22 protein-coding genes are annotated in these 23,109 nt (G+C 34.2%); 20 read left to right on the top strand and 2 right to left on the bottom strand.

Annotated features, from left to right (window positions below; translation table 11 throughout):
• The first annotated feature begins 1 nt into the window (after window position 1).
• The 7 genes from hemB to LY60_RS12905 all read left to right on the top strand — a co-directional run bounded on the left by hemB (window position 2) and on the right by LY60_RS12905 (window position 5,760).
• Window positions 2-967: a porphobilinogen synthase gene (gene hemB / locus LY60_RS12935; RefSeq protein WP_145084565.1), complete on the top strand. Its 966-nt coding sequence runs from the start codon at window positions 2-4 to the stop codon at window positions 965-967.
• A 2-nt stretch (window positions 968-969) separates the two neighbouring features.
• Window positions 970-2,250, top strand: coding sequence for a glutamate-1-semialdehyde 2,1-aminomutase (gene hemL / locus LY60_RS12930; protein ID WP_212633487.1), 1,281 nt, complete (start codon window positions 970-972; stop codon window positions 2,248-2,250).
• Between the two features lie 11 nt (window positions 2,251-2,261).
• The gene (locus tag LY60_RS12925) at window positions 2,262-3,032 is read left to right on the top strand and encodes a sirohydrochlorin cobaltochelatase (protein ID WP_145084560.1); all 771 of its coding nucleotides are present in this window, start codon (window positions 2,262-2,264) and stop codon (window positions 3,030-3,032) included.
• A gap of 169 nt (window positions 3,033-3,201) precedes the next feature.
• On the top strand, window positions 3,202-3,927 hold the full coding sequence (locus LY60_RS12920) for an energy-coupling factor ABC transporter permease (protein ID WP_145084557.1): 726 nt from the start codon (window positions 3,202-3,204) through the stop codon (window positions 3,925-3,927).
• On the top strand, window positions 3,905-4,201 hold the full coding sequence (locus tag LY60_RS12915) for an energy-coupling factor ABC transporter substrate-binding protein (RefSeq protein ID WP_145084554.1): 297 nt from the start codon (window positions 3,905-3,907) through the stop codon (window positions 4,199-4,201). The genes LY60_RS12920 and LY60_RS12915 overlap by 23 nt, the downstream gene beginning before the upstream one ends.
• Window positions 4,202-4,242: 41 nt before the next feature.
• A complete protein-coding gene (gene cbiQ, locus LY60_RS12910) occupies window positions 4,243-4,944 on the top strand; it encodes a cobalt ECF transporter T component CbiQ (RefSeq protein WP_145084551.1) in 702 nt (233 codons plus the stop codon).
• A 27-nt stretch (window positions 4,945-4,971) separates the two neighbouring features.
• Complete coding sequence (locus tag LY60_RS12905; protein ID WP_145084548.1) at window positions 4,972-5,760, top strand: energy-coupling factor ABC transporter ATP-binding protein; 789 nt, start codon at window positions 4,972-4,974, stop codon at window positions 5,758-5,760.
• A gap of 235 nt (window positions 5,761-5,995) precedes the next feature.
• On the opposite strand, the gene LY60_RS12900 is transcribed toward LY60_RS12905, so the two are convergent.
• The gene (locus LY60_RS12900; protein ID WP_145084545.1) at window positions 5,996-6,556 is read right to left on the bottom strand and encodes a YdeI/OmpD-associated family protein; all 561 of its coding nucleotides are present in this window, start codon (window positions 6,554-6,556) and stop codon (window positions 5,996-5,998) included.
• Window positions 6,557-7,052: 496 nt separating this feature from the next.
• Between LY60_RS12900 and LY60_RS12895 the strand changes: the two genes are divergently transcribed.
• The 8 genes from LY60_RS12895 (at window position 7,053) to LY60_RS12860 (ending at window position 17,003) form a co-directional block, all read left to right on the top strand.
• Entirely contained in the window at window positions 7,053-8,813 is a 1,761-nt protein-coding gene (locus LY60_RS12895; protein ID WP_145084542.1) for a sigma-54 interaction domain-containing protein, read from the top strand.
• Complete coding sequence (locus tag LY60_RS12890; protein WP_145084539.1) at window positions 8,800-9,603, top strand: serine hydrolase; 804 nt, start codon at window positions 8,800-8,802, stop codon at window positions 9,601-9,603. The genes LY60_RS12895 and LY60_RS12890 overlap by 14 nt, the downstream gene beginning before the upstream one ends.
• Window positions 9,604-9,793: 190 nt before the next feature.
• A complete protein-coding gene (locus LY60_RS12885) occupies window positions 9,794-11,170 on the top strand; it encodes a YfcC family protein (RefSeq protein ID WP_170226218.1) in 1,377 nt (458 codons plus the stop codon).
• A 370-nt stretch (window positions 11,171-11,540) separates the two neighbouring features.
• Entirely contained in the window at window positions 11,541-12,110 is a 570-nt protein-coding gene (locus LY60_RS12880) for a M15 family metallopeptidase (RefSeq protein ID WP_145084533.1), read from the top strand.
• A 211-nt stretch (window positions 12,111-12,321) separates the two neighbouring features.
• Window positions 12,322-13,086 (top strand): hypothetical protein, encoded by a 765-nt coding sequence (locus LY60_RS12875; protein WP_145084530.1) that lies wholly within the window; start codon window positions 12,322-12,324, stop codon window positions 13,084-13,086.
• A 391-nt stretch (window positions 13,087-13,477) separates the two neighbouring features.
• Window positions 13,478-14,509 (top strand): TAXI family TRAP transporter solute-binding subunit, encoded by a 1,032-nt coding sequence (locus LY60_RS12870; RefSeq protein ID WP_145084527.1) that lies wholly within the window; start codon window positions 13,478-13,480, stop codon window positions 14,507-14,509.
• Window positions 14,509-15,069 carry a DUF1850 domain-containing protein gene (locus LY60_RS12865; protein WP_145084524.1) on the top strand — a complete coding sequence of 187 codons (561 nt, stop codon included), beginning with the start codon at window positions 14,509-14,511 and terminating at the stop codon, window positions 15,067-15,069. The genes LY60_RS12870 and LY60_RS12865 overlap by 1 nt, the downstream gene beginning before the upstream one ends.
• Window positions 15,054-17,003 carry a TRAP transporter permease gene (locus LY60_RS12860; RefSeq protein ID WP_145084521.1) on the top strand — a complete coding sequence of 650 codons (1,950 nt, stop codon included), beginning with the start codon at window positions 15,054-15,056 and terminating at the stop codon, window positions 17,001-17,003. The genes LY60_RS12865 and LY60_RS12860 overlap by 16 nt, the downstream gene beginning before the upstream one ends.
• Window positions 17,004-17,193: 190 nt before the next feature.
• Here LY60_RS12860 and LY60_RS12855 read toward each other — a convergent pair whose 3' ends face one another.
• Window positions 17,194-17,637 carry a universal stress protein gene (locus LY60_RS12855; RefSeq protein ID WP_170226217.1) on the bottom strand — a complete coding sequence of 148 codons (444 nt, stop codon included), beginning with the start codon at window positions 17,635-17,637 and terminating at the stop codon, window positions 17,194-17,196.
• Between the two features lie 392 nt (window positions 17,638-18,029).
• Between LY60_RS12855 and LY60_RS12850 the strand changes: the two genes are divergently transcribed.
• From LY60_RS12850 to LY60_RS12830, 5 genes are all read left to right on the top strand, one after another.
• Window positions 18,030-18,206, top strand: coding sequence for an alpha/beta-type small acid-soluble spore protein (locus tag LY60_RS12850; protein ID WP_019228331.1), 177 nt, complete (start codon window positions 18,030-18,032; stop codon window positions 18,204-18,206).
• A gap of 1 nt (window position 18,207) precedes the next feature.
• Window positions 18,208-18,945, top strand: coding sequence for a class I SAM-dependent DNA methyltransferase (locus LY60_RS12845; RefSeq protein WP_145084515.1), 738 nt, complete (start codon window positions 18,208-18,210; stop codon window positions 18,943-18,945).
• A gap of 18 nt (window positions 18,946-18,963) precedes the next feature.
• Window positions 18,964-19,842 carry an Hsp33 family molecular chaperone HslO gene (hslO, locus tag LY60_RS12840; protein WP_145084512.1) on the top strand — a complete coding sequence of 293 codons (879 nt, stop codon included), beginning with the start codon at window positions 18,964-18,966 and terminating at the stop codon, window positions 19,840-19,842.
• 589 nt (window positions 19,843-20,431) lie between these two features.
• Complete coding sequence (locus LY60_RS12835) at window positions 20,432-20,863, top strand: 4Fe-4S binding protein (protein ID WP_246145458.1); 432 nt, start codon at window positions 20,432-20,434, stop codon at window positions 20,861-20,863.
• Between the two features lie 8 nt (window positions 20,864-20,871).
• Entirely contained in the window at window positions 20,872-23,028 is a 2,157-nt protein-coding gene (locus LY60_RS12830) for an aldehyde ferredoxin oxidoreductase family protein (protein WP_145084509.1), read from the top strand.
• Window positions 23,029-23,109: the final 81 nt, after the last annotated feature.

Here is a 23,109-nt window from a genome sequence, read left to right as displayed (position 1 = left end):
AATGAGAATGAGAAGAATGAGGGATAGTAAGTTTACAAGAAATATGATAAGAGAAACTTATTTATCTAAAAATAATTTGATTTATCCAATTTTTGCAGTTGAAGGCAAAGGCATAAGGAGAGAAATACCATCAATGCCTGATTGCTACCATTATTCCGTGGACAGGCTAAGAGAAGAGATCGAAGAGCTCACAAATCTTGGTATAAACTATATTATGATTTTTGGTGTTCCGGACTATAAAGATGAAATAGGAAGCAGCGCATATGATAATAACGGAATAGTACAAAGAGCAATAAAGGAAATAAAAAAAATCAATCCTCATATGTATGTTATTACCGATGTGTGCATGTGTGAATACACTTCCCATGGACATTGCGGAATATTAGGCCATAACAATGAAGTATTAAATGATGAAACATTGCCTTATTTATCTAAAATAGCATTAAGCCATGCAGCAGCAGGTGCTGATATGGTTGCACCTTCGGATATGATGGATTTTCGTATAGAAAGTATAAGAAAATGTTTGGATGAAAACGGATATACAAATGTTCCAATAATGGCTTACAGTGCTAAATATGCATCAGCTTTTTACGGGCCTTTCAGAGATGCTGCTGACTCAGCACCTAAGTTTGGAGACAGAAAAAGTTATCAAATGGATATATCAAACTCTGATGAAGCAATGAGGGAAATTAGCCTTGATATACAAGAAGGAGCAGACATAGTTATGGTTAAGCCTGCTTTGTCATATTTAGATGTTATAAGAAGAGCAAAGGATAATTTTAATATCCCCATAGCTGCATACAATGTGAGCGGTGAGTATTCTATGTTAAAAAATGCTGTAAAAATCGGGCTACTGAATAAATCAGCAATTTATGAATCCGTTCTTTCAATTAAAAGAGCAGGAGCAGATATAATAATTACATATTTTGCTAAAGATATTGCAAAAATTTTGAATGAGGTGCAATAATTATGAATAGTTCAAAAAAATTGTTTGAAAAAGCAAAAGAAATTATCCCCGGAGGAGTGAACAGTCCTGTTAGAGCCTTCGGCTCAGTTGAAATGGATCCTATATTTATAAAAAAAGCAAAAGGATCATATATATATGATGTTGAAGACAATAAATACATTGATTATATTTCTTCATGGGGACCTATGATTTTTGGACATGGAGATGAAGAATTAAATAATGTTGCAATTGAAGCTTTGAAGTACGGTATATCATATGGTGTTCCTTCAGCAGTTGAAGTTGAAATGGCAGAAATTATTACAGATGCCTATAAGGGCTGTGAAATGGTAAGGATGGTAAACTCTGGGACGGAAGCAACAATGAGTGCTATCAGAACAGCAAGAGGCTATACAAAAAAAGACAAAATAATAAAATTTGAAGGATGCTACCATGGACATTCTGATTGCCTTTTGGTTAAATCGGGGTCAGGAACTCTAACGTATAACGTAACTACAAGCCTTGGAGTGCCTCAAGATTTTGTTAAAAATACAATAGTATGCGAATTTAACAACATAAAATCAGTAAAAGATGCAATAGAACAAAATAAAAACGAAATTGCCTGTGTAATAATTGAACCTGTTCCAGGGAACATGGGTGTTGTAATTCCCGACATGGATTTTATGAATGATTTAAGAAATATTACAGAGGAAAACAACATATTGCTTATTTTTGATGAAGTGATTACTGGGTTCAGACTATCATACGGTGGTGCAGCAAAAGTATTTAACATAGTTCCGGACATGGTGTGCTTTGGCAAAATTATTGGAGGAGGTCTTCCAGTTGGGGCATATGGAGGCAAAAAAGAAATAATGAGCGTTGTTTCTCCTTTAGGAGCAGTTTACCAGGCAGGTACACTGTCAGGAAATCCATTGGCAATGTCAATCGGTATTGCTGCTCTTAAAAAATTAAGAAACAATCCTCAAATATATGACGGTCTTGAAAAAAAGGCAATCAAACTTGAAGAAGGGTTCAATAAAAATATTGAAAAAACAGGTATTAATGCAAAAGTTGTGAGATACAAATCAATGCTTACAATATTTTTCACAGAAAAGTCAGTTAATTCTTATGCGGATGTAATGAATTCTGATACTAAAATGTATGCAAAATATTTTAAGGGAATGTTGGATTCGGGTATATTGCTTCCTCCTTCGCAGTTTGAAGTTATGTTTATGAATCAAGCTTTGTCAGATGAAGACATAGATTTTACTATTGAGTCTAATTTAAAAGTTTTAAGTTCAATTTAGCAGGTGGATAAATGAAAAAAGCTATTATATTTGCCAGTTTTGGATGTTCAATTAAAGAGTCAAGACAAACATATATTGAAACAATTGAAAATGCGGTAAAAAGTAAATTTGAAAACATTGATTGTTTCAGTGTTTTTACATCTGAAATAATCAGAAAAAAAATTTACAGAGAAGAAAACATATTTATAGACAATATGGAATCATGTTTGAATAAGTTAAAAGATGAAAATTACTCTCACGTTTACATACTATCTTCACACATAATACCTGGATTTGAATATGAAAAAATAATTAATAAAGTTGATGAATGTAAAAACGATTTTGCAGAAATCAAGGTGAGCAGAACTTTTTTAGATGATGGAATGGGAGAAAAAGAAGTGAGTGCTGTTAAGTCATATATAAAAAGTGGACTTGGTGAAGATGAAGCGGTTGTCTTAGTAGGGCATGGTTCTGACCATGAAGCTCATAAATACTATAAACAATTCGAAGAACTTTTAAACAGTGACTGCAGGAATATTTTTATCATAAACGTGGAAGGCGACACTTACATGGATGAAGTGTCAACTAAAATGCAAGAAATGAACGTAAAAAAAGCATATATTTACCCGTTCATGGTTGTGGCCGGTGACCATGCAATTAATGATATAGCCTCTGATGAAGAAGATTCAATAAAATCATATTTCGAAGAGAAGGGTTTTTATGCTGAAGCTTTCATTACTGGACTTGGAAACAACAAAAAAACAATAGAATTATTTGTTAATAGAATTGCTGACATAATGTAAGAAATTCATTTACAACAAATAATGAGAGTCATTGTGAAATGAAAGTTTATCATAATAAAAAATGCAGCTAGCACATTTACCAATCGTACATATGTGAATATAAATGAAATGCTAAAGTGAAAGAATCTATAAAACAACAGCATTTTTAAATAGTTTTTAAGGAGAACATATGAAAGGGAAATATAACTTTATACTATTATTTGTGTCAGTATTGATTTTAACACCAAATTATGCATTAGGAATGCATATTATGGAAGGTTTTTTACCCCTTGAATGGGGAATATTTTGGTTTGTGGTGTGTTTGCCTTTTTTAATTTTAAGCATGAGAAAAATATCTAAAATGTTTAAAGTTAATGCGAATCAAAAATTGTTGTTTGCTTTGGTTACAGCATTTGTATTTATATTATCAGCATTAAAGATGCCATCAATAACAGGAAGCACTTCACATCCTACTGGAATGGGTCTGGGAGCAATATTATTAGGACCCTTGCCTATGTCTGTGTCAGGACTAATTGTTCTTTTGTTTCAAGCACTGTTGCTGGCTCATGGTGGAATTACAACATTAGGAGCAAATTTGTTTTCCATGGGTATTGCAGGACCTTTTGTTTCTTTCTTTATATATAAAATTTTTAAGAGCAAAAATAAAAAAGCTGCTGTATTTTTAGCAGCAGCTTGCGGTGATTTATTTACATATGTTGTAACATCAGTGCAGCTTGCTTTTGCTCATCCTGATATGGTTGGAGGAGTAATGGCTTCCATGGTTAAATTTTTAGGGGTATTTGCAATTACGCAAATTCCGCTTGCCATAGCAGAAGGTATACTTACAGCTATAATATATGATTTAGTAGTAAATTATCAAAATGAAGGAGGATATGAAATTGAAAAGTACAACTAAAAATATATTAATGTTTGCGTTAGTAATTATTTTAATTGTATCACCACTATTAATTTTAAAAGATGCAGAATTTGGTGGAGCGGATGGACAGGCGGAAGAAGTTATTGCAGAAATAAATCCAGACTATGAACCATGGTTCAGTCCTATAATTGAACCTGCAAGCGGTGAAATTGAAAGCTTACTGTTTTCAATACAAGCAGCTATCGGTGCAGGTGTTATAGGATATTTCTTAGGATATGGAAAAGGTAAAAAAGCTACAACTAGTCACATGTAATAATTAAAAGGTAGTTTTAACAACAGAAAGGAACAAATTTAATGTTCATTATTGACAGATTTGCTTATACTAATAATTTTGCAGAAGTAAATCCATATTTTAAGGTGATATTTTCAATATCATTAATTTTAGCATCAATAATTAATTCAAATATATATTTTTTTGCTGCTTCAATTATTGGTGTAACTATATTAACTGTAGCAGGTGCACGAATTCCTTTAAAAACATATGCTAAAATGCTGAGTGTACCTTTTTTATATCTTTTAATAGGCGTAGTAACCATAGTATTTTCCTTTGGTTTTAATGAAGTGAATGCAACATCAAACTTTGTTTATATAAAATCATTTGATTTTTTCAATCTTTATGTTGGGATTGTAAAAGGCTCTGTTTATAAAGGTATTATAGTTACTTTGAGGGCATTAAGCGCTATATCAAGCATGTATTTTTTTATACTTACCACACCTATTAATCAGCAAATAAATGTTATGAAAAAAATTAAACTTCCAGTAGTATTTATTGAACTGTATGTGCTTACATACAGATTTATAGCATTATTTATTGAAGAAGCTGTTATGATACACACGGCTCAAAAGATGAAGTTTGGATATAACAACTATAAAAATTCAATGAATTCTTTAGCATTATTAGCAAGAGCGTTGTTTGTAAGAATAATGATTAGATATAAAGATATGGAATCAGTACTTGAAATAAAACATTTTGATGGAAATTTTTATGTTGAGTGATATTAATAAATAAGAAGCAGGTAAATTATGTTAGAGATGTTAAATGTATCTTACATGTATGAGGATAAAACAATCGCCCTTAATAATGTGAGCATTGATTTAAAAAAAGGGAAAAAAATAGGTATAATTGGCTCAAATGGAGCAGGAAAATCAACATTGTTCATGAACTTTTTAGGGCTTCTCAAGCCAACTAAAGGAAAAATTTTTTTTGACGGGAAAGAATTAAAATATGATAAAAAAACATTGGATAATTTAAGAAAAAATGTTGGAATTGTTTTTCAGGATCCAGACAAGCAAATCTTTTTTTCAAATGTTTACGATGACATAGCTTTTGCCCTAAAGAATCTTAAATACAATGAAGAAGAAATAAAACAAAGAGTTGAATCATCAATTAGAAATACAAACATTGCCCATTTAAGAAATAAACCTGTCCATTTCTTAAGCTATGGACAAAAGAAAAATGTATCTATAGCAGGAACTGTTGTTATGGATCAAAAAATAATCTTTTTTGATGAACCCAACGCAGGGCTTGATTATCCTTCTAAAGAAAATGTTAAAAATATTTTAAACAACTTAACTGAAAGAGAAAATAAAATAATTGTTATTTCAAGCCATGATATGAATTTTATTTATGAAATATGCGATTATATTTATATATTAAATAAAGGCTGTATTCTAGCTGAGGGAGAAACAAGAGAAATTTTTCTTCGAAAAGAAATTCTTGATGAAGCAGCATTAGAAGAACCTTTTTTAATAAAAATTCATAAATATTTTGGTAAACCTATTTGCAAATCAGAAAAGGAATTATTTTATTAATGTTTAAAATATTCCTTTTTATATTCACAATGGAATTGCAATTATCACATTGTATTTGCGAGAAACTCATTTTTTATAGGTCTGACGAGGGTTTTGAATGAAAAATTCAAGGCCCTCGTTTTTATGATGCACACCGCTATTTAATGATTGGAATGAAAATTTGAAAACTGTACAATTGCAGGAACAGACAACACCAGCTATGGTAATGTTATGAAAGTAGACTACTGTTACTAAATTACATGGGTTTTAGATTTTTATTGAGGCGCTCAATCATCCAAGACAAACGGTTATCCCGTCCGGCATCTGTTTTTGCATCAAAATATGCCCGTGTATAAGTCTTTTTTACAGATGGAGACATACCCTGAAAATTCGTATAGGCCGGTTCATGTGCTTTGAGTAAATCTGATAAAGCAACTATCTGTTCTTCGGAAACTCCTGGAGATTTAGGAGCATTCCACTGTCCGTTTTTCTTAGCCTCCGTTATTTTTTCCCTACCATAATCGGTCATTATTCCTCGTTCCTCAAGTTTCATGACTAACTCCTTATTTTTATCCGACCATTTACTATTTGCCGTACGGCACGCAAAATACTTCTTATATTTTGTGTTGTCAATACTTTGCATCTTTCCGTCGATCCAGCCATAGCACAGAGCTTCTTCCAATGCCTCAGCAGCAGTAAGAGTGGTTGGCCCTCCTTTTTTGCCGAAAAGCAACCATACACCTTCACTGCTTGTTCCGTTTTGGTGTAACCATTCACGAAACATTTCCCTGTTTGAAAAAACTAAAATCTCGCTCATATATCCACCTCCATTAAGTTTTCTTACTCTTCGAAATTAACTATTTTGATTTTATTATACCATCAAATTCTCACAACAGAAGAAAGAATTTCTAAGTACAGACTACACTAATGCTCATTTTCTGAAGTGACATTAGGTTGGCTGCATAAGCGATTTTTATGGATAATGTAGTATTACACATTCAACAATGAAGTGAAAATAAATATTCAGGATGCTTTAGGTGAAATGATAATTAGTTTCAAAAATGCTGGAAGTTTATCTTGCTTAATACAATTAATGGTTTTATGATGATGTAGTAGCATGTAAATATGGTTTAATAAATGGTTATTATGAAAAATAATTTTTTAGTTAAAAATCTATTTAAGAAGGTAAGTTTCAGCTATATCTTAATTATAAGAAATGAAATCTACTTTGTTAGATTAAATTTTTCTAATGACAAAATATAAAAATAATGGTGTAAGTAATACATAAGGTCAATGTAATAGGTGGGGATAAAATGAAAACTGATAATTATATAATAACAGATCAAAATGAGAATATTGTTTTTTTAGGTGATAAAACCTTAAAATACATAAAAAAAGATTTAGTTACGCCTGTTGCTTTTCCAAGTGGAAGCTTTGAAAAAGGTAACGTTTTGATTTATGTTTCCAATTCAGAAAGAGATTATTCATATATTTCTAAGGAATTTAAAATACCTGCTAATGAAATGCGTTATGATAAAAGACTATTGGTTATTGCTTCAATAGACAGCGAAGAAATAATGCCGATAATAAAGCAGAATTTTAAATATGAAGGAAAAATAGAAGAATTAATAGATACCATCTATGAGAGAAAATCCATATCAATAATAAGAAAAGATAGGTATATCATAGTAAAGGTCGATACTCAGATAATGTCCTTTGATACGGATATATATAAAGAAATTGTAATTCTTGCAGATGATAACGGAATAAAATATTTTATTCATGATGATAAGGAAGAGAATAGCTTTGAGATAACCTTAAACAAAAAGGTTTTTAATGGATACTGCGATAAAGAGAAAATTCAGGATATGAATCTAAAAAAACTCATTCATCATAGTATATATGAATCAATTATAAGAGGTGGAGCATTAACTGATTTTAAAGATACAAAGGTTTTCATTTCCAGTGAAACAATTAAAGTTAAGGATGTTCTGTATAATGTTATCTCATTTGATGAGGAAGATAGTCTCATAAAAAGAATTATCGATGATAATTTAAAATATAATAAGATATTATGTAAGGTATCAGAAGATATGTACGGCAGTATACAATACAATAGTTTCAGATTGTGGGGAAATGAAGGTAAATTTAGAGAGCTGGAAAAACTCCTTCAAAAAGGCAGTGCTACCAATGCAACTATTTTATTGACGGGTGAAAGTGGAACCGGAAAGACATACTTGGCAAAAGAAATACATAATTGCAGCAAAAGGAAGGATAAGCCCTTTGTTCATATAAATTGTGCTGCTATAGCGTATCATCTATTGGAAAGTGAGTTGTTTGGATATGAAGAAGGTGCTTTTACAGGAGCTAAAAAAGGCGGTAAAGAAGGATTGCTTGACATGGCATTCGGCGGCACGCTATTTCTGGACGAAATAGGTGAAATACCGCTGACACTTCAGGGTAAACTGCTGGAAGTAATGCAAAGTAAGACGTTTTATCGTGTGGGTGGTACAAAAAAACACAAGGTTGATGTAAGATTTATTGCAGCAACAAACAAGAATCTGGCAGAAATGGTAAAGGAGAAGAGATTCAGAGAAGATTTATACTATAGGATAAATGTATTTCCAATTGAGATACCTCCGCTAAGGGAAAGATTAGATTGTATACACTCTATAATATCAGACATTCTTCCTGAAATATGTGAAAGGCTTGAGATAGAACCTGTTTTGATAGGGTATCAGACTCTGGAAAAAATCAAGGAATATCCATGGCCTGGGAATATTCGAGAACTGGAAAATGTATTGGAAAAGGCTGCCATATTATGTGATAAAAAAATAATACCTCCAGATGACATAATATTGCCTGAGCATGATAAGTTTGCGTTAAAACCCATGACTTTAAAAGAATTGAAAGAAAATTGTGAGAAACAGGCAATACGAAATGCATTAGATTTATTCCATGGAGATAAATTCAAGGCAGCTCAGTATTTAGATATAGGAAGGACTGCAATTTTTGATAAGATAAAGAAATATGCCATCATATATGAGGGGATAGAAGAAAATGATTTTAGATAATATTAAAGATAGAATTGAAAACTTTCGTGGCAAGATAGGTATTTATTACATAGATTTAAATAGTGGTGAAAGTTGCTTTGCCGGAAATTGTGATGTTTTTTTTGCCTCCGGATCAGTGAAGATCATCACTCTTCTTGAGGCATTTAAATGGATAGAGGCTGAAAAGGCCAGAAAAGACAGTAAATACATTCTTAAAAAGAGCGACTATATAGGGAACAAAGAAAAAAGAATAAAGACGTTCGGTGCACTAGAATATCTTCATGAAGGCACGGAATTGACACTGGAAGATTTATACAGTTTAAGCACTTCAGTAAGTGATAACATAGCTTTCAATATATTATTCAGAATGTTTGGAGAGGAAGAAATAAATAAAACTCTGGATATGCTTGGATTTCCTAAGACCAGACTTCACAGGGCAATTCTGGACAAGGAAAAGATAGACAAGGGTATAGAAAACTATGTTTCCATAAAGGAAATGGCCAGTCTATTTTACAGAATGTATAAAGGACAAATAATATCAAATAAAGCAAGCTTTGAAATGCTTGAAATATTAAGAGGACATCAACAAAACAGCATTATTCCTTATTACTTTGATGAAGAGCTTCCTATTGCTCACCAGACGGGTATAGACGATAATTTGATAATGGATATGGGTATTATCTATAGTGAAAATCCATTTATTTTATGTATGGCAGCTGAGGATTCTAATACAAGGAATGCAGAAAGTATAATGAGAGATATTACGCTTTTGTGCTTCAAAAACTCAAATAAATCCGGAAAAACGAACTGAGTCCGGATAAACGTAATAAACAGAAAAGAATTGTGTAGTTGTACGAATAAGAATGCGTAAATTTACACAATTCTTTTTTAAATAATGTTGGCACATTATTTGCTTATATGCTATTGATATTAATCAAGGCTTATTTGACAAATATAGGAGGTTTCAAATGGAAAGTGTAAATAAGAAGAGAAAGTTTAATATGCCTGATACCTTAATAATTGTAGCTGCTGTGGTTTTAATCATGGCAATATTGTCATGGGTCATACCATCAGGTACATATGATTATCAAGATCAGGATGTTAACGGAAGAATTAGAAGTGTAGCTATTGATGGAACTTATCATGAAGTTGATAAGTCAGAAGTATCACCTACAGGTTTTTTAGGTTTATTCGCAGCTTTCTATAGAGGCTGTGTTGATGCTGCAGATATTATTTTTGTAATTTTATGCTGTTGTGGTACTTTTGGAGTAATGGTAAAAACCGGGGCCTTCCATTCTGGAATAGGCTCATTGCTCAAACGGCTAGGCAATAAAGGATTGATATTAGTACCTATACTGATGATAATTTTTGGTTTAGGTGGGTCAATTTTCGGTATGGCCAGTGAATTCTATGGCTTTTATCCACTCATTATTGGCTTAGGAATAGCGATGGGTTACGATGCAATGTTTGGTTTTGCAGTTATAGCTTGCGGTGAGTTTGTAGGATTTATGGGTGCTACATTGAATCCTTATACAGTAGGTGTAGCTCAGAATGTTTCTCAAGTAGAGTTGTATTCCGGAACTTGGTACAGAGCTATTTGTTTAGTTGTATTTATGACAATTACAATAGTGTATGTAATTAGATATGCTAAAAAACTTTCTAGAGATCCTAAATCTTCAGTTGTTTATGGAGAAAAGTCAATACATGAATTTGCAGAAGGAGATTTGGATTCTTATGAGTTTACTACATCTGACTTATTAGTAATCATAGACATAGCAGTAACATTAGTGATTTTAATGCTAGGACTTATGAAATGGGGATGGGACTATCCTCAGCTATGCGGGTTATTTTTAATCATGTCCATGGTTGGCGCCGGAATCAAGAAATGGTCGCCAAACAAATGGTGTGCTGAGTTCATAGACAGTGCAAAAACAGTTGTATGGGGCTGTATACTTACTGGTGTTGCTAAGGGCATTGTAGTAGTAATGAAAGATGCTATGATAATGGATACTGTTATTTTCCATCTATCGAATCTGTTAAAGAATGCACCAAGCGGGATATCAGCTCAATTGATGCTTATTGTTCAAACTTTAATAAACTTCTTTATTCCATCCGGTTCAGGTCAAGCAGTTGCTACAATGCCTATCATGGCCCAGCTTGCTGATATTATTGGTGTAACTCGTCAAACAGCAGTGCTTGCATTCCAGTTTGGTGATGGCTTATCAAACATTTTCTGGCCTACAGCTGACATCGTTATCATCTGCGGATTGGGTGGTATCAAACTTGAAAAGTGGTATAAATGGTTTACTCCGCTGTTCTTAATGCTACTTGGAGCTCAAATGATTATGCTTGAAATCGCAGTATTGATAGGATATTGATATAATAATAAAAATATATATGTCGAGCCCTCAACTTATTAATTTCGGGCTCGGCAAATTCTACAATTTGGAGAATGAAATGGATGTGGATAAAATAATAAAAATAATCCTTATAAGGAAATTATAGAAATCACAGAACGAATCATAAACTTGTTAAAAGATAAATTGAAAGAAAAAGTAAAATTTTTCTTCCTGCAATGACTAAACCTGCATGTTATTTTCATTTGGGTTGCCATAATCTACAAAATGAGACTATGGTAGACTTGCATCATCCACAATTTACTATTGATGAAAATTGCATGATGCTTGGGGTAAGCTTCAAGTTAAAAATGTTATTTCATTGCTTAATGAAGGAGCGTAAATTTATAATATGTATAATGAAAAAGGAAATTTGGTAAAATTAGTCGAAATGGACAATGAATTTATTATATATCTAAAATACGCAACGACTGATAATTTTACTGGTCAAAAGATATATAATTCAGGTGAATGCTGGATAGATAAACATACTGCAGAAATATTAATAAAAGCCAAAAACATATTTAAGACTGCAGGTTACAGGGTGAAAGTCTGGGATGCATACAGACCTATAAGTGCACAGGCTAAGTTTTGGGAAATAATGCCTAATCATGATTTTGTAGCAAAACCACCTGATATGAGAAAGATAAAAAAGTTCAGACCAACCCATATGAATGGTCTTTGTGTAGATATTACTTTAACTGATTTGGATGGAAATGATATAGCTATGCCATCTGAGTTTGATGATATGACAGAAAGAGCCTCTCTTAATTGTATAAAGACTTCAGAAGAAGGAAGAAAGAATGCAACATATTTGAAAGAAGTAATGGAAAGCGTTGGTTTTTTGGCTTATGATAAAGAATGGTGGCATTTCTATGATGTAAGTACTGAACCAACACCGTTTATGGATTTTCAGATTTAATATAAAAGCATGTCAACTGTATAAATAAAATAAAAAGCGATTCTCATGTGAGGGCCGCTATTTTTTTGTAAGAAAATCCGCATTAAATGTAGGATTTTATTTAATAGATATAATATAAATTTGAAATAAAAATAATTTTATAGTCAAAGTATAATTGACTTTTATCATGTATTAAAGTACAATCTTTATATAAAAAGACATCGAGGTTAATATGAAAAAGTTATTACTATTATTTATTTTGTCTACAGCAATACTAACAGCATGTTCAGGTCCGGGGAAAGTTGAGGATATAGACAACAATCCTTCAGATATCGTCTATGATGATAAGACTGAACAAAAGGTTTATGAAGAAGTGACAGAGGTTTTCGATGCAGTTAAGGTATATGACGAATCAGCCATCAAGAAGCAATTCGGTGAAGGATTTCTTGATTATTTTATAGGGGATTCAGAGTCATTAAAACTTCTGACCGGTAAAATGGATTACAAGGTTAACTCTATTGAACTTAATGATTCTAAGGATAGAGCGTATGTAGAAATGAGTATTACAGGAGTAGATACAGCAAAGATAATGTACGAAATTCTCATGTTCAACAATGGTTTCCCAGGTATGATTAACAGCAACAAAAAAATTGAAGAAGTAAGAAAAGATCTCACTGTCAACGTAGTAAACAGAAATATAAACAACATAATGGAAAATACTATTAATATTACAGTTAAAAAAGAAGGCTTTAACTGGGAAGTTGTGAATGACGTAATGATAAGAGAAGCCATAGTAGGAAGCAGCATATCATACGACACCATATATATGAAAGTTTCTGAAAATATCATGAATGTAAGAAAGACTGTATCTGAATTATACGACATTGAAAGACCTAATATTTCATTAGAAGAGTATACAAACAAAAAGTTAACTGAATTCTGTGAAAATTACTTAAGTGAGCATATAAATGATTATCCGTTTTCAGAAGCCTTTTGAGAATAAAGATAAAATTATATTTATTAGTCATGTGATTTTAGCAGACAAAGACTATACCCAATATGCAAAAAGCAATTCTCAATGAGGGTTGCTTTTTTATTGCTTCACGCAGCTAAAAAATATATTTGTAAAATTTGCATATAAATAAGTAAAATTATGCATATTTTATTAATGTTTGACCAATTGCAAGTTTTGATTTGAAATTTGGCGATTTTCTATTTTTCGACAATATTTTATGAAATTAAATTTTTTAAAAATGCAACAAAGTATTGGGAAAACGTAAAACCAATAAATTAGTAACGTTTGCATGAAATATACATTTGACATTCCTTCAAAAATATATTAAAATTGTGCAAATGTTCAGAATAAATTTCATAAAAGGAGAGTAATTATGATACGCAAAAAACTAGCTTTATTATTATCAGTTACACTTATTGCAGCAACTGCATTTACAGCTTGCAGTAGCCAAAGTGCCCCTGCAGAACCAGACAAGGCAGCAACAGACAAAAATGAAGGGGACGATTCAAAGGAAATAGACAGAAGTAAATACTTCATTACTGTTGCAACAGGTCCCACAAGCGGTTTGTATTATCCCATTGGAGGAGCTTTCTCCAGTGTGTTTCAAAATAAATTAGGTTACAAATCTTCAGCTCAGGCAACAGGAGCTTCTGTTGAAAATATTAATCTTATTTTGACAGGAGATGCTGAACTTGCAATAACAATGTCTGACTCCGTTGCACAGGCATACGGCGCATTCGGTGCATTTGAAGGCAAAAAACATGCAGAGGACTTAAGATGTATACTGGGTCTTTATCCGAACTACGTGCAGCTGGTGACTACAAAGAATACAGGAATTACAAAATTTGAAGACCTAAAGGGAAAAAAAGTTGGAATCGGAGCTCCTAACTCAGGGGTTGAACTCAATGCGAGAATGATGTACGAAGCTCATGGTATGACTTATGAGGACAGCAAGGTTGATTACCTGAACTACGGTGAAGCAATAGATCAGATGAAAAACGGTTTGGTTGATGCAGTATTTGTAACAAGCGGAATTCCTAATGCAACTGTTATGGAACTTGGAACTTCAGCAGACATAGTTGTTGTTCCAATAGAAGGTGAAGGACTTAAAAATCTTACAGAAAAATATCCGTTCTTTGTGCCCGAGGTTATTCCTGCGGACACATATGGAACAGATACAGATGTAAACACAGTTGCAGTAAGAAACATAATGCTTGTTAGCAAAGATCTTCCTGATGAAGTTGTATATGACCTTACAAAGGGTATATTTGACAACATAGAGGACATCAAGGCTTCCCATGCAACAGCAGCAAAGCATATATCTCTTGAAAATTCTCACATAGGAGTTGAAATTCCTTTCCATCCAGGAGCAATTAAATACTATGAGGAACAAGGCATTAAATAATGAAAAATAAAAAGAACCTGCTGAATAAAAGCAATGAACATTGCTTTAATTACGGCAGTGAAGGGATGAAGCGTACAGCTTCATCCCCAATAAAAATTCTTATAACAATATTTGTTTTAGCAGTTCTTTTGTTTGCAGGAACAAGACGTATAAAAGTTTTAACTATCTCTCATCAAATTACAGGTGAAGTTTATCTTAAGACAATAGTACATGAAAAAGATATAATTGAATATTCGTGGATTCATTCCTTTGAACACATACCATGGAACGAAGAATACACAGTAACAAAAAATAACCAGTTAATGCTTAACAGCATTTCAGTTGCTGGTTTTGGAGCCGGGATCCCGGAAAATAAGGGAGAGGTTTCAGTAGAAAACGGAATTATATATATGAGAAATATCAATCAGATATTTAATGAAATAAAGTGGATTAATTCAAATACAGCGCTTGCGCAAATAGGGCTTAACGGCAGCATACTCATTGAGGGAAGCAGCTTGCCGCACCACGAGCCATGCATTTTACAAGTAAAGGAGAAAAATATTTTATGGCCAATTCGCTAGACAACAAGAATATAGCAATTGAAGATAAGCAAACGGAAATACTTGAGAAGTTTGACAAGGAATCCAAAACAAGAAAACTTGAAAATAAGAATTTGGCAAAATTCATATACTGGACTGCAATAATAATAGCTTTATACCATTTTACAACATCCTTCATAGGATATCCCGCAACTCATAAGCATAGATCTCTGCACGTTGCTATGATGCTTTTTATGACATTCTTTCTCTATCCTGCCACAAACAAGAGCAGCAGGAAGAAGGCAACTTGGTACGATGTGGTTTTCGCACTCATGTCTGTTGCGGTTGCTGCATATGTTTGGTTTGATTACGAGAATTTTATAAACAGAATGGGTATGCCTAACACCATGGACATCATTATGGGTACAATGCTCATAATTACTGTTCTTGAGGCTTCAAGAAGAATTTCAGGATGGCCTCTGGTAATTTTAAGCCTGTTGTTTATTCTTTACGGTTTGTTCGGCAAGGACATGCCGGGAATTTTCACTCACAGGGGATACAATTGGACGAAACTGGTTAACCACATTTTCATAAACACAGAAGGAATTTACGGTACAAGCGTAAATGTTGCTGCAAGCTATATATTCCTTTTCATATTGTTTGGTTCAGTTATGAATAAGTCGGGCATGGGACAGTTTTTCAATGACATAGCCCTTGCTCTTGCTGGGCATACAAAGGGAGGACCTGCAAAGGTTGCTGTAATTGCCAGCGGGTTTTTGGGAAGCATCAATGGTTCAGCCGTAGCAAATGTTGTTACTACAGGTGCGTTCACAATTCCTCTCATGAAAAAAACGGGATATAGCAAAGAATTTGCAGGCTCTGTAGAGGCCACTGCATCAGTTGGAGGACAGCTTCTTCCTCCTATTATGGGAGCTGCTGCATTCATTATGGCAGAGATGCTTGGGGTTAAATACGGGGTTATAGTAGTAAGTGCTGCTATTCCTGCGCTTCTTTATTATTTTGGAATAATGGTGCAGGTTCAATTAAGAGCCAACAAGAACAACCTGATTGGTGTACCTAAAGAAGAGCTGCCAAAGGTCAGCGATGTTATGAAGACCAGAGGACACCTTATTATACCAATAATATTTCTTTTATACATGCTTCTTTTCAGCGGCAAGACAGTTATATTCTCAGCGTTCCTTACAATTGTTGTGACCATAGCAATAAGCATGATGAAGAAGGAAACAAGAATGAGCATGAAGGACCTCATGGATGCCTTTGAAGAAGGAACACGCTCTACAGTATCGGTTGCAGTTGCATGCGCTGTTGTTGGAATAATCATTGGAGTGGTTAGCCTTACAGGTTTCGGGCTTAATATGGCAAATGCCATCATACTTCTTGGTAAATCAAACCTCATGGCAACTCTTGTGCTTACAATGGTTACATGTATGATACTTGGAATGGGACTTCCTTCAATACCTGCGTACTTGATCACGGCAACAATGGCAGCCCCTGCTCTTATTCAGCTTGGAGTTCCTGACATAGCAGCTCACATGTTCGTGTTCTACTATGCAATGTTTGCAAACCTGACACCACCTGTTGCTCTGGCATCATTTGCAGCTGCAGGAATATCAGGGGGAGACCCGATGAAGACAGGGCTTCAGTCAGTGAAGCTTGCACTTGCAGGATTCATTGTACCGTATATGTTTGTTTACAACACATCATTGCTTCTTATTGATACCACACCTATGATAGCTATACGTGTAATAATAACTTCTATGATTGGCGTGTTTATGATAGGAGCTTCAGCAGAAGGATATCTAAACGGAAAAATCAATTTCGTTTTAAGGATAGCTGCGTTTGCAGGATCGCTTCTTCTAATAACTGAAAATGTGTACCAGGACATTATCGGATTTGCCATATTGGCTGTGATAATTGCTATCCAAAAATATAAAAATAATAAGTCAGCAAAGTAATATGATTAAAACAGCGATTCTATAATGAATCGCTGTTTTTTAATAATATGTTATATTAACATTTTTCAGCACTTAATGTAAAATTTTATTTAATATTTTTAAGAAGATATAGTATTTAATTTATTAATCCTCTGTACAGCCTGAGCATTATGTCAAATTAATAAAAAAATTGCAGCATGGCTGCAATTTTTTATTGTTCGTTAACAACCAATACAGGGCACGGAGCATCTGATATAACTCTTTGGGTAACTGAACCTACAAAAAATCTCTCAAATTTTGAAAAGCCTCTTCTTCCCATTACAATCATATCGTAATTTTCATCTCTGGCAACTTTAACAATTTCTTCATCAACTGTTCCAAGAAGAAACCTTTTATCATAAGTTATATTGTCAAGATTCAGTTTCTTGAGCGTATCTTCAAGCAATTTGCTGTCAATTCCTTTTATAATATCAAGCATTTCATTTAGTTCCGGATCCCAGAAAGGTTCATATTCATACACCTTGAGTGGAACTGGATTAATAGAAACAGTTATAAAAGTAAGACTTCCTCCTAGTTTTCTGGCAATGTCAACAGCCTTGGCAGCAGCTTTGTTTGATGCTTCGGAGCCGTCAATGGGTACAAGTATTTTTTCCATTTTACCCTCCTTAGGAATAAATTTTATTTCCATTAAACTTATACCCATTCATATGACTGTTAATCAATTTTAGCCAACATTAACAATTTGATAATTATCTTTTTTAACAAAAAATTATTCCAATATTTTGATTTTATGTTATAATTCATAAAGGTAATAGCTAAATCAAAGTAAGCAATACAAATCATAATTTTCGGAGTGATTATGAATTTACAATTAAAAATTATATTGATCACAATGTTTTTTGTTATTTTAATAAGTTTGCAGTTCACATTGAACAAAATACTATTAACATTGAAGGAAATAAAGGCGATTTTACTTGTCAAAAAAGATAGATAAGAATAATTTATGAAAATTCAACCATAATACTTCTATACTACAAGGAGGAAATTATGGCTGAAAAAAAGAAAAAAGAACCAACACCTGAAGACATAATGAAAATGGAGATTGCTGCAGAACTGGGCCTTATGGAAAAAGTCGCAGAATTGGGTTGGGGAGGACTTACTGCCAAAGAAACAGGCAGAATTGGCGGACTGATGACTGCCAAGAAAAAGCAAAGGAAAAAATAAAATGCAAAATAAAAGCTATAAGGAATTCTCGCAAATTTATGATTTGCTCATGGATGACATAAATTACGAAAAATGGACATCCTTCATAATTGAAAAAATAGATGGCAGTAGAAAAATACTTGAAGCTGCCTGTGGTACAGGAAGCATTACCCGATTATTGGCTGAAGCTGATATAAAGGTAACTGCTTTTGACCTGTCTGAGGACATGCTCATGCGCGCATATGAGAAGCTGGGCAGAAATCCCGGAGTGAAGCTTCTTAATCAAGACATGACGAATTTTAAAATTGACGACAGGTTTGAAGCATGTGTATGCTGCTGTGACGGAATAAATTATCTTACAGAAAATCAAACTGCATTGTTTTTCAAGAATGTGCGTGAGCATTTGAACCCGGGCGGAAAATTCATCTTTGACATGAGCACTGAATACAAGTATGAAACCATGTTCAATGAAACATATGTCTACGATGACGGTGAAGTTTTTTATGTTTGGGAAAATATGTCTGATGAATGCAGCAATAAAATTGACATGGAAATTAATTTTTTTGTAAGGGATTCATCTGATAAATATTCAAGAATAACGGAAGAACAGACACAGTACATTCATACAATAAAAAATATTGTTGACATGCTTAAATCAGAAGGTTTCTCCAACATAAAAATATACGATGATTACAACAATGGATCTGGTGTCTTACCTGAGGAATCCTTGCGTGCAGTTTTTTGCGCTGAAAAATTATAGCTAAGAAAGAGAGATATTATGGACTACATGATAAGAGCAATAGATAAGAAAAAAACATTCAGAATATTCATGGTAAAATCAACTGACACAGTTGAAGAAGCAAGGCTTCATCACAACACTTCACCCACAGCATCTGCAGCCCTTGGAAGGACATTGACTGCAGGACTGATGATGGGATATATGTTGAAAAATGAAAAAGACAGGCTGACTATTAACATTAATGGAGGAGGACCCATTGGAACATTGCTAGTGGTTTCTGACAACCAGGGTCATGTAAAGGGCTATGTTGAAAACCCCGACGTTAATTTGGATTTGAAGGAAAACGGAAAATTAAATGTTGGAGGGGCCGTAGGAACAAACGGAAAAATTACAGTCTTAACTGACATAGGAATGAAGGAACCTTACGGAGGAAGCACAGACCTTACAACAGGAGAAATAGGCGAAGACATAGCATCTTATTACTGGATTTCTGAACAACAGCAGTCTGCCGTTGCATTGGGAGTGCTGGTTGATGTGGACTATCACATAAAGTCTGCTGGAGGATTCATAGTGCAGCCTCTTCCGTTCATTGAGGAAGAAGATCTTACTAAGTTAGAAAATGCATTGGGCAAAATGAAATCAGTGTCAGATTACTTCGACAATGATGATGATGTAGAAGACATTGCACGAAAAATATTTTCTGATTTTGAAATAGAAATTACCGACAAAATACCTGTGAGCTTCAAATGTGACTGCTCTGAAGAAAGAATGGCTTCAGCTCTTTTATCCTTAGGAAAGGAAGAACTGAAGGACATCATAGAAGAAGACCAGAAAATTGAAACAGTGTGCCATTTCTGCAACAAAAAGTATTTGTTTGAAGGCGAAAAGCTGGTAAATTTATTTGAAAACCTTAAATAGCATTTAACATTAATGGAATCCGGGATATCCCGGATTCGTTTTTTTGACAAACTAATTTTTCACATATCGTAGGGGCGGATTTCTGTCCGCCCGGGGTTATTATACGGGAGAGCACAAGACTCTCCCCTACGTGCTATGACTTCAAATTCACTGATAATTTCAAAATTAAATTAAATAACTGTCATAGTGGAATCTGGATATCCCTAATTCTTTTGACAAACTTAATTTTTCACATATCGTAGGGGCGGACCTTGTGTCCGCCCGGGGTTATTAACGGGAGGACACGAGGTCCTCCCCTACGCATTATGATTTTTAAATTCGGGATATCCTGGATTTTTTTAAAAATTTATTTTTGAAGATTAAAACTCATTTTTTGGACAGGAACTACATAATATTATATATGAGTTTAAAAAGCGGTAACATTTAAAAGTTTTGGCTCATAAAACATGACAAATGGTAAAATTCACAACCGTTTAATTAACTAATCGATATTGAATTATTCAAGAAAATCATTTATAATTAAATATAAAATATTTATGCAAGTTCAATAATAAAATTGAAATGAAAGAAGTATATCAGGAGGTTTATGGTGAAATATTTGGCTAAAGATGATCAAAAATGCATTCAGTGCGGAACATGCGAAGAAGTGTGTTCAAGTGCCTATTTTAAAACTAAAGACAGATTGAAATCCTGCATTCAAATTAACAAAGAACAGGGAAAGCCGGAAATCAGCGTGTGCAGCCAGTGCGGAAAATGCATCGATATTTGTCCGGTAATGGCAATAACAAGGGACAAGCAGGGAGTAGTAAGAATAAACAAGAAAATTTGTGTTGGGTGTTTCATGTGCGTAGGATTTTGCCCTGAATTGTCCATGAGGCAGCATGATGATTATATTGAACCGTTCAAATGCATAGCTTGCGGATTATGTGCAAAAAAATGTCCAACAGGAGCTATAAGCATTGCTGAAAAAGATGATTCACAATCACAGGAACTTAAGCTTGATAAACTTTTTAATAAATAGGAGCGAATATGGATATTAAAGTTTTAAGAGATAATCATAAGCTGTTGGCGGAATATAAGTATGAACTTGGTAAAATTGACAAGGGATACACCGGCAGATCACTTTTTGTAAATGTTTCAGAAAATAAAATAGAGTCAAAACCCGTAAGCCAGATGATGAAAGATAAATTTGTAGGAGGCAAGGGCTTTGGACTCTGGTATTTATGGAATGCCACAACACCTTCAACAAAGTGGAATGACCCTGAAAATGAAATAATAATTTGTGGCGGACCGGTTTGCGGCATTACCCAGTACCCTGGTGCAGGAAAATCTCTTGTTTGCAGTATTTCACCTGCCACAGACATGCCAATTGATTCAAATGTGGGAGGATACTTTGGCCCTCTATTGAAGTTCTCAGGATGGGATGCCCTTGAATTGCAGGGAAAATCAGAAAAGGATATAATAATTGTTATTGACGGCAACAATGGCACCGTATCAATAGAAGAAGCACCTTTAGAAGCAGTTGACGGTCATGTTCTTGGAGAACAGCTTACAGAAATGTATGCTGATAACGAAGAAGACAAAAGAAACGTAGCAGTTGTAACTGCCGGAAGCGGTGCTGAACACACACGCATGGGTCTTTTGAATTTTACGTTCTATGATCCGCGAAGAAAGGTTGCCAGATTAAAACAAGCAGGCCGCGGAGGTATAGGAACAGTATTCAGAGATAAAAAAATAAAGGCTCTTGTTGTAAAATTCAGCTCAGTGAAGGGAGATTTGAACAATCCTTTTGACCAGGGAATACTTAACAGAACCGGAATCAAGCTTCACAAAGAAGTTCATGATCTTGACCCTAAGCAAAACAACATGAGGAAAATAGGAACTGCAAATATTATTGAGGTAATGGATGAATATGACTTGCTTCCTGTTATGAACTATCAGTATGGAAGCCATCCTGACACTCAAAAAATTAAATCTACAGTATTCATAGACAAGTACATTACTCAGGGAGTTCAAGACGGATGCTGGTACGGCTGTTCTTTAGCATGTGCAAAGGCAGCAGACAATTTCCTGTTAAAAACCGGACCATACAAAGGACATAAGGTTACAGTGGATGGACCTGAATATGAAAATGCAGCTGGTCTTGGATCAAACTGCGCAATTTTTGATCCGGAAGGAATTTTGGAACTAAACTTCTACTGTGACACTTACGGCATTGACACAATTTCATTTGGTACTGCTACGGCATTTGCAATGGAGTGTTATGAAAGAGGAATAATAAACAAGGAAATAACAGGAGGTCTTGAACTTAATTTCGGGAACTTCTATTCAGCCGTTGAGCTGCTCCACCAGATGTCAAAGGGCGAAGGCTTTGGTGTAGTCGTAGGCCAGGGAATTCACAGAATGAAAAAACTTTTTGTTGAACAGTACGGAGCAGATGCTGATTTCTTGTTTGACATAGGAATGGAGCAAAAAGGTCTTGAATATTCAGAGTACGGTTCAAAAGAATCACTGGCTCAGCAGGGTGGTTACGGCTTAACAAACAAGGGACCTCAGCACGATGAAGCATGGCTCATATTCATGGACATGGTTAACAACCAGATTCCTACATTTGAAGACAAGGCAGAAGCACTGCATTATTTCCCCATGTTCAGAACATGGTTTGGCCTTTACGGTCTGTGCAAGCTTCCATGGAACGACATAGCTCCTGCAAACAACAAGTTCACATCAGAACCTGCAAAAATTCCTGAACATGTGCAAAATTACCTGGACATAGTGTATGGAGTGACGGGAAAAAGACTTGGAACAGACGACATGGTGAGAGAATCTGAAAGAGTTTACAACTTCCAGAGAATATTCAACATAAGATTGGGCAAGGGATTGAGAGAAAATGACAAAACTCCTTACCGTTCAATGGGACCTGTTACAAAAGAAGAATATGAATCAAGACAGGAAAGATATGACACGCAATTAAAAGAAAAAATTGGGTATGATATAACTGGAAAAACTACTGAAGAAAAAATGTCAGTATTGAGAAGCTACAGAGAAGACCAGTATGAAAAACTAACAGATGCAGTATACAAAAGAAGAGGCTGGAATTCAAACGGTGTTCCAACCATAGAACATCTTAAAGAACTGGGCATGGATATGCCAGAGCTGATAGAAGTTGTTAGAGGCCTGCAATAGAAATTAAGAATTAAGAGTTAAGAATTAAAAATGGTGGTTGGAATTGTGCGTTGCACAATTCCTTCATTCATTATTAACTTT

Origin of the sequence: Sedimentibacter saalensis (assembly GCF_007830175.1) — a bacterium.
GTDB lineage: Bacteria > Bacillota > Clostridia > Tissierellales > Sedimentibacteraceae > Sedimentibacter > Sedimentibacter saalensis.
This window is presented reverse-complemented; position numbering and strand designations above follow the sequence as displayed.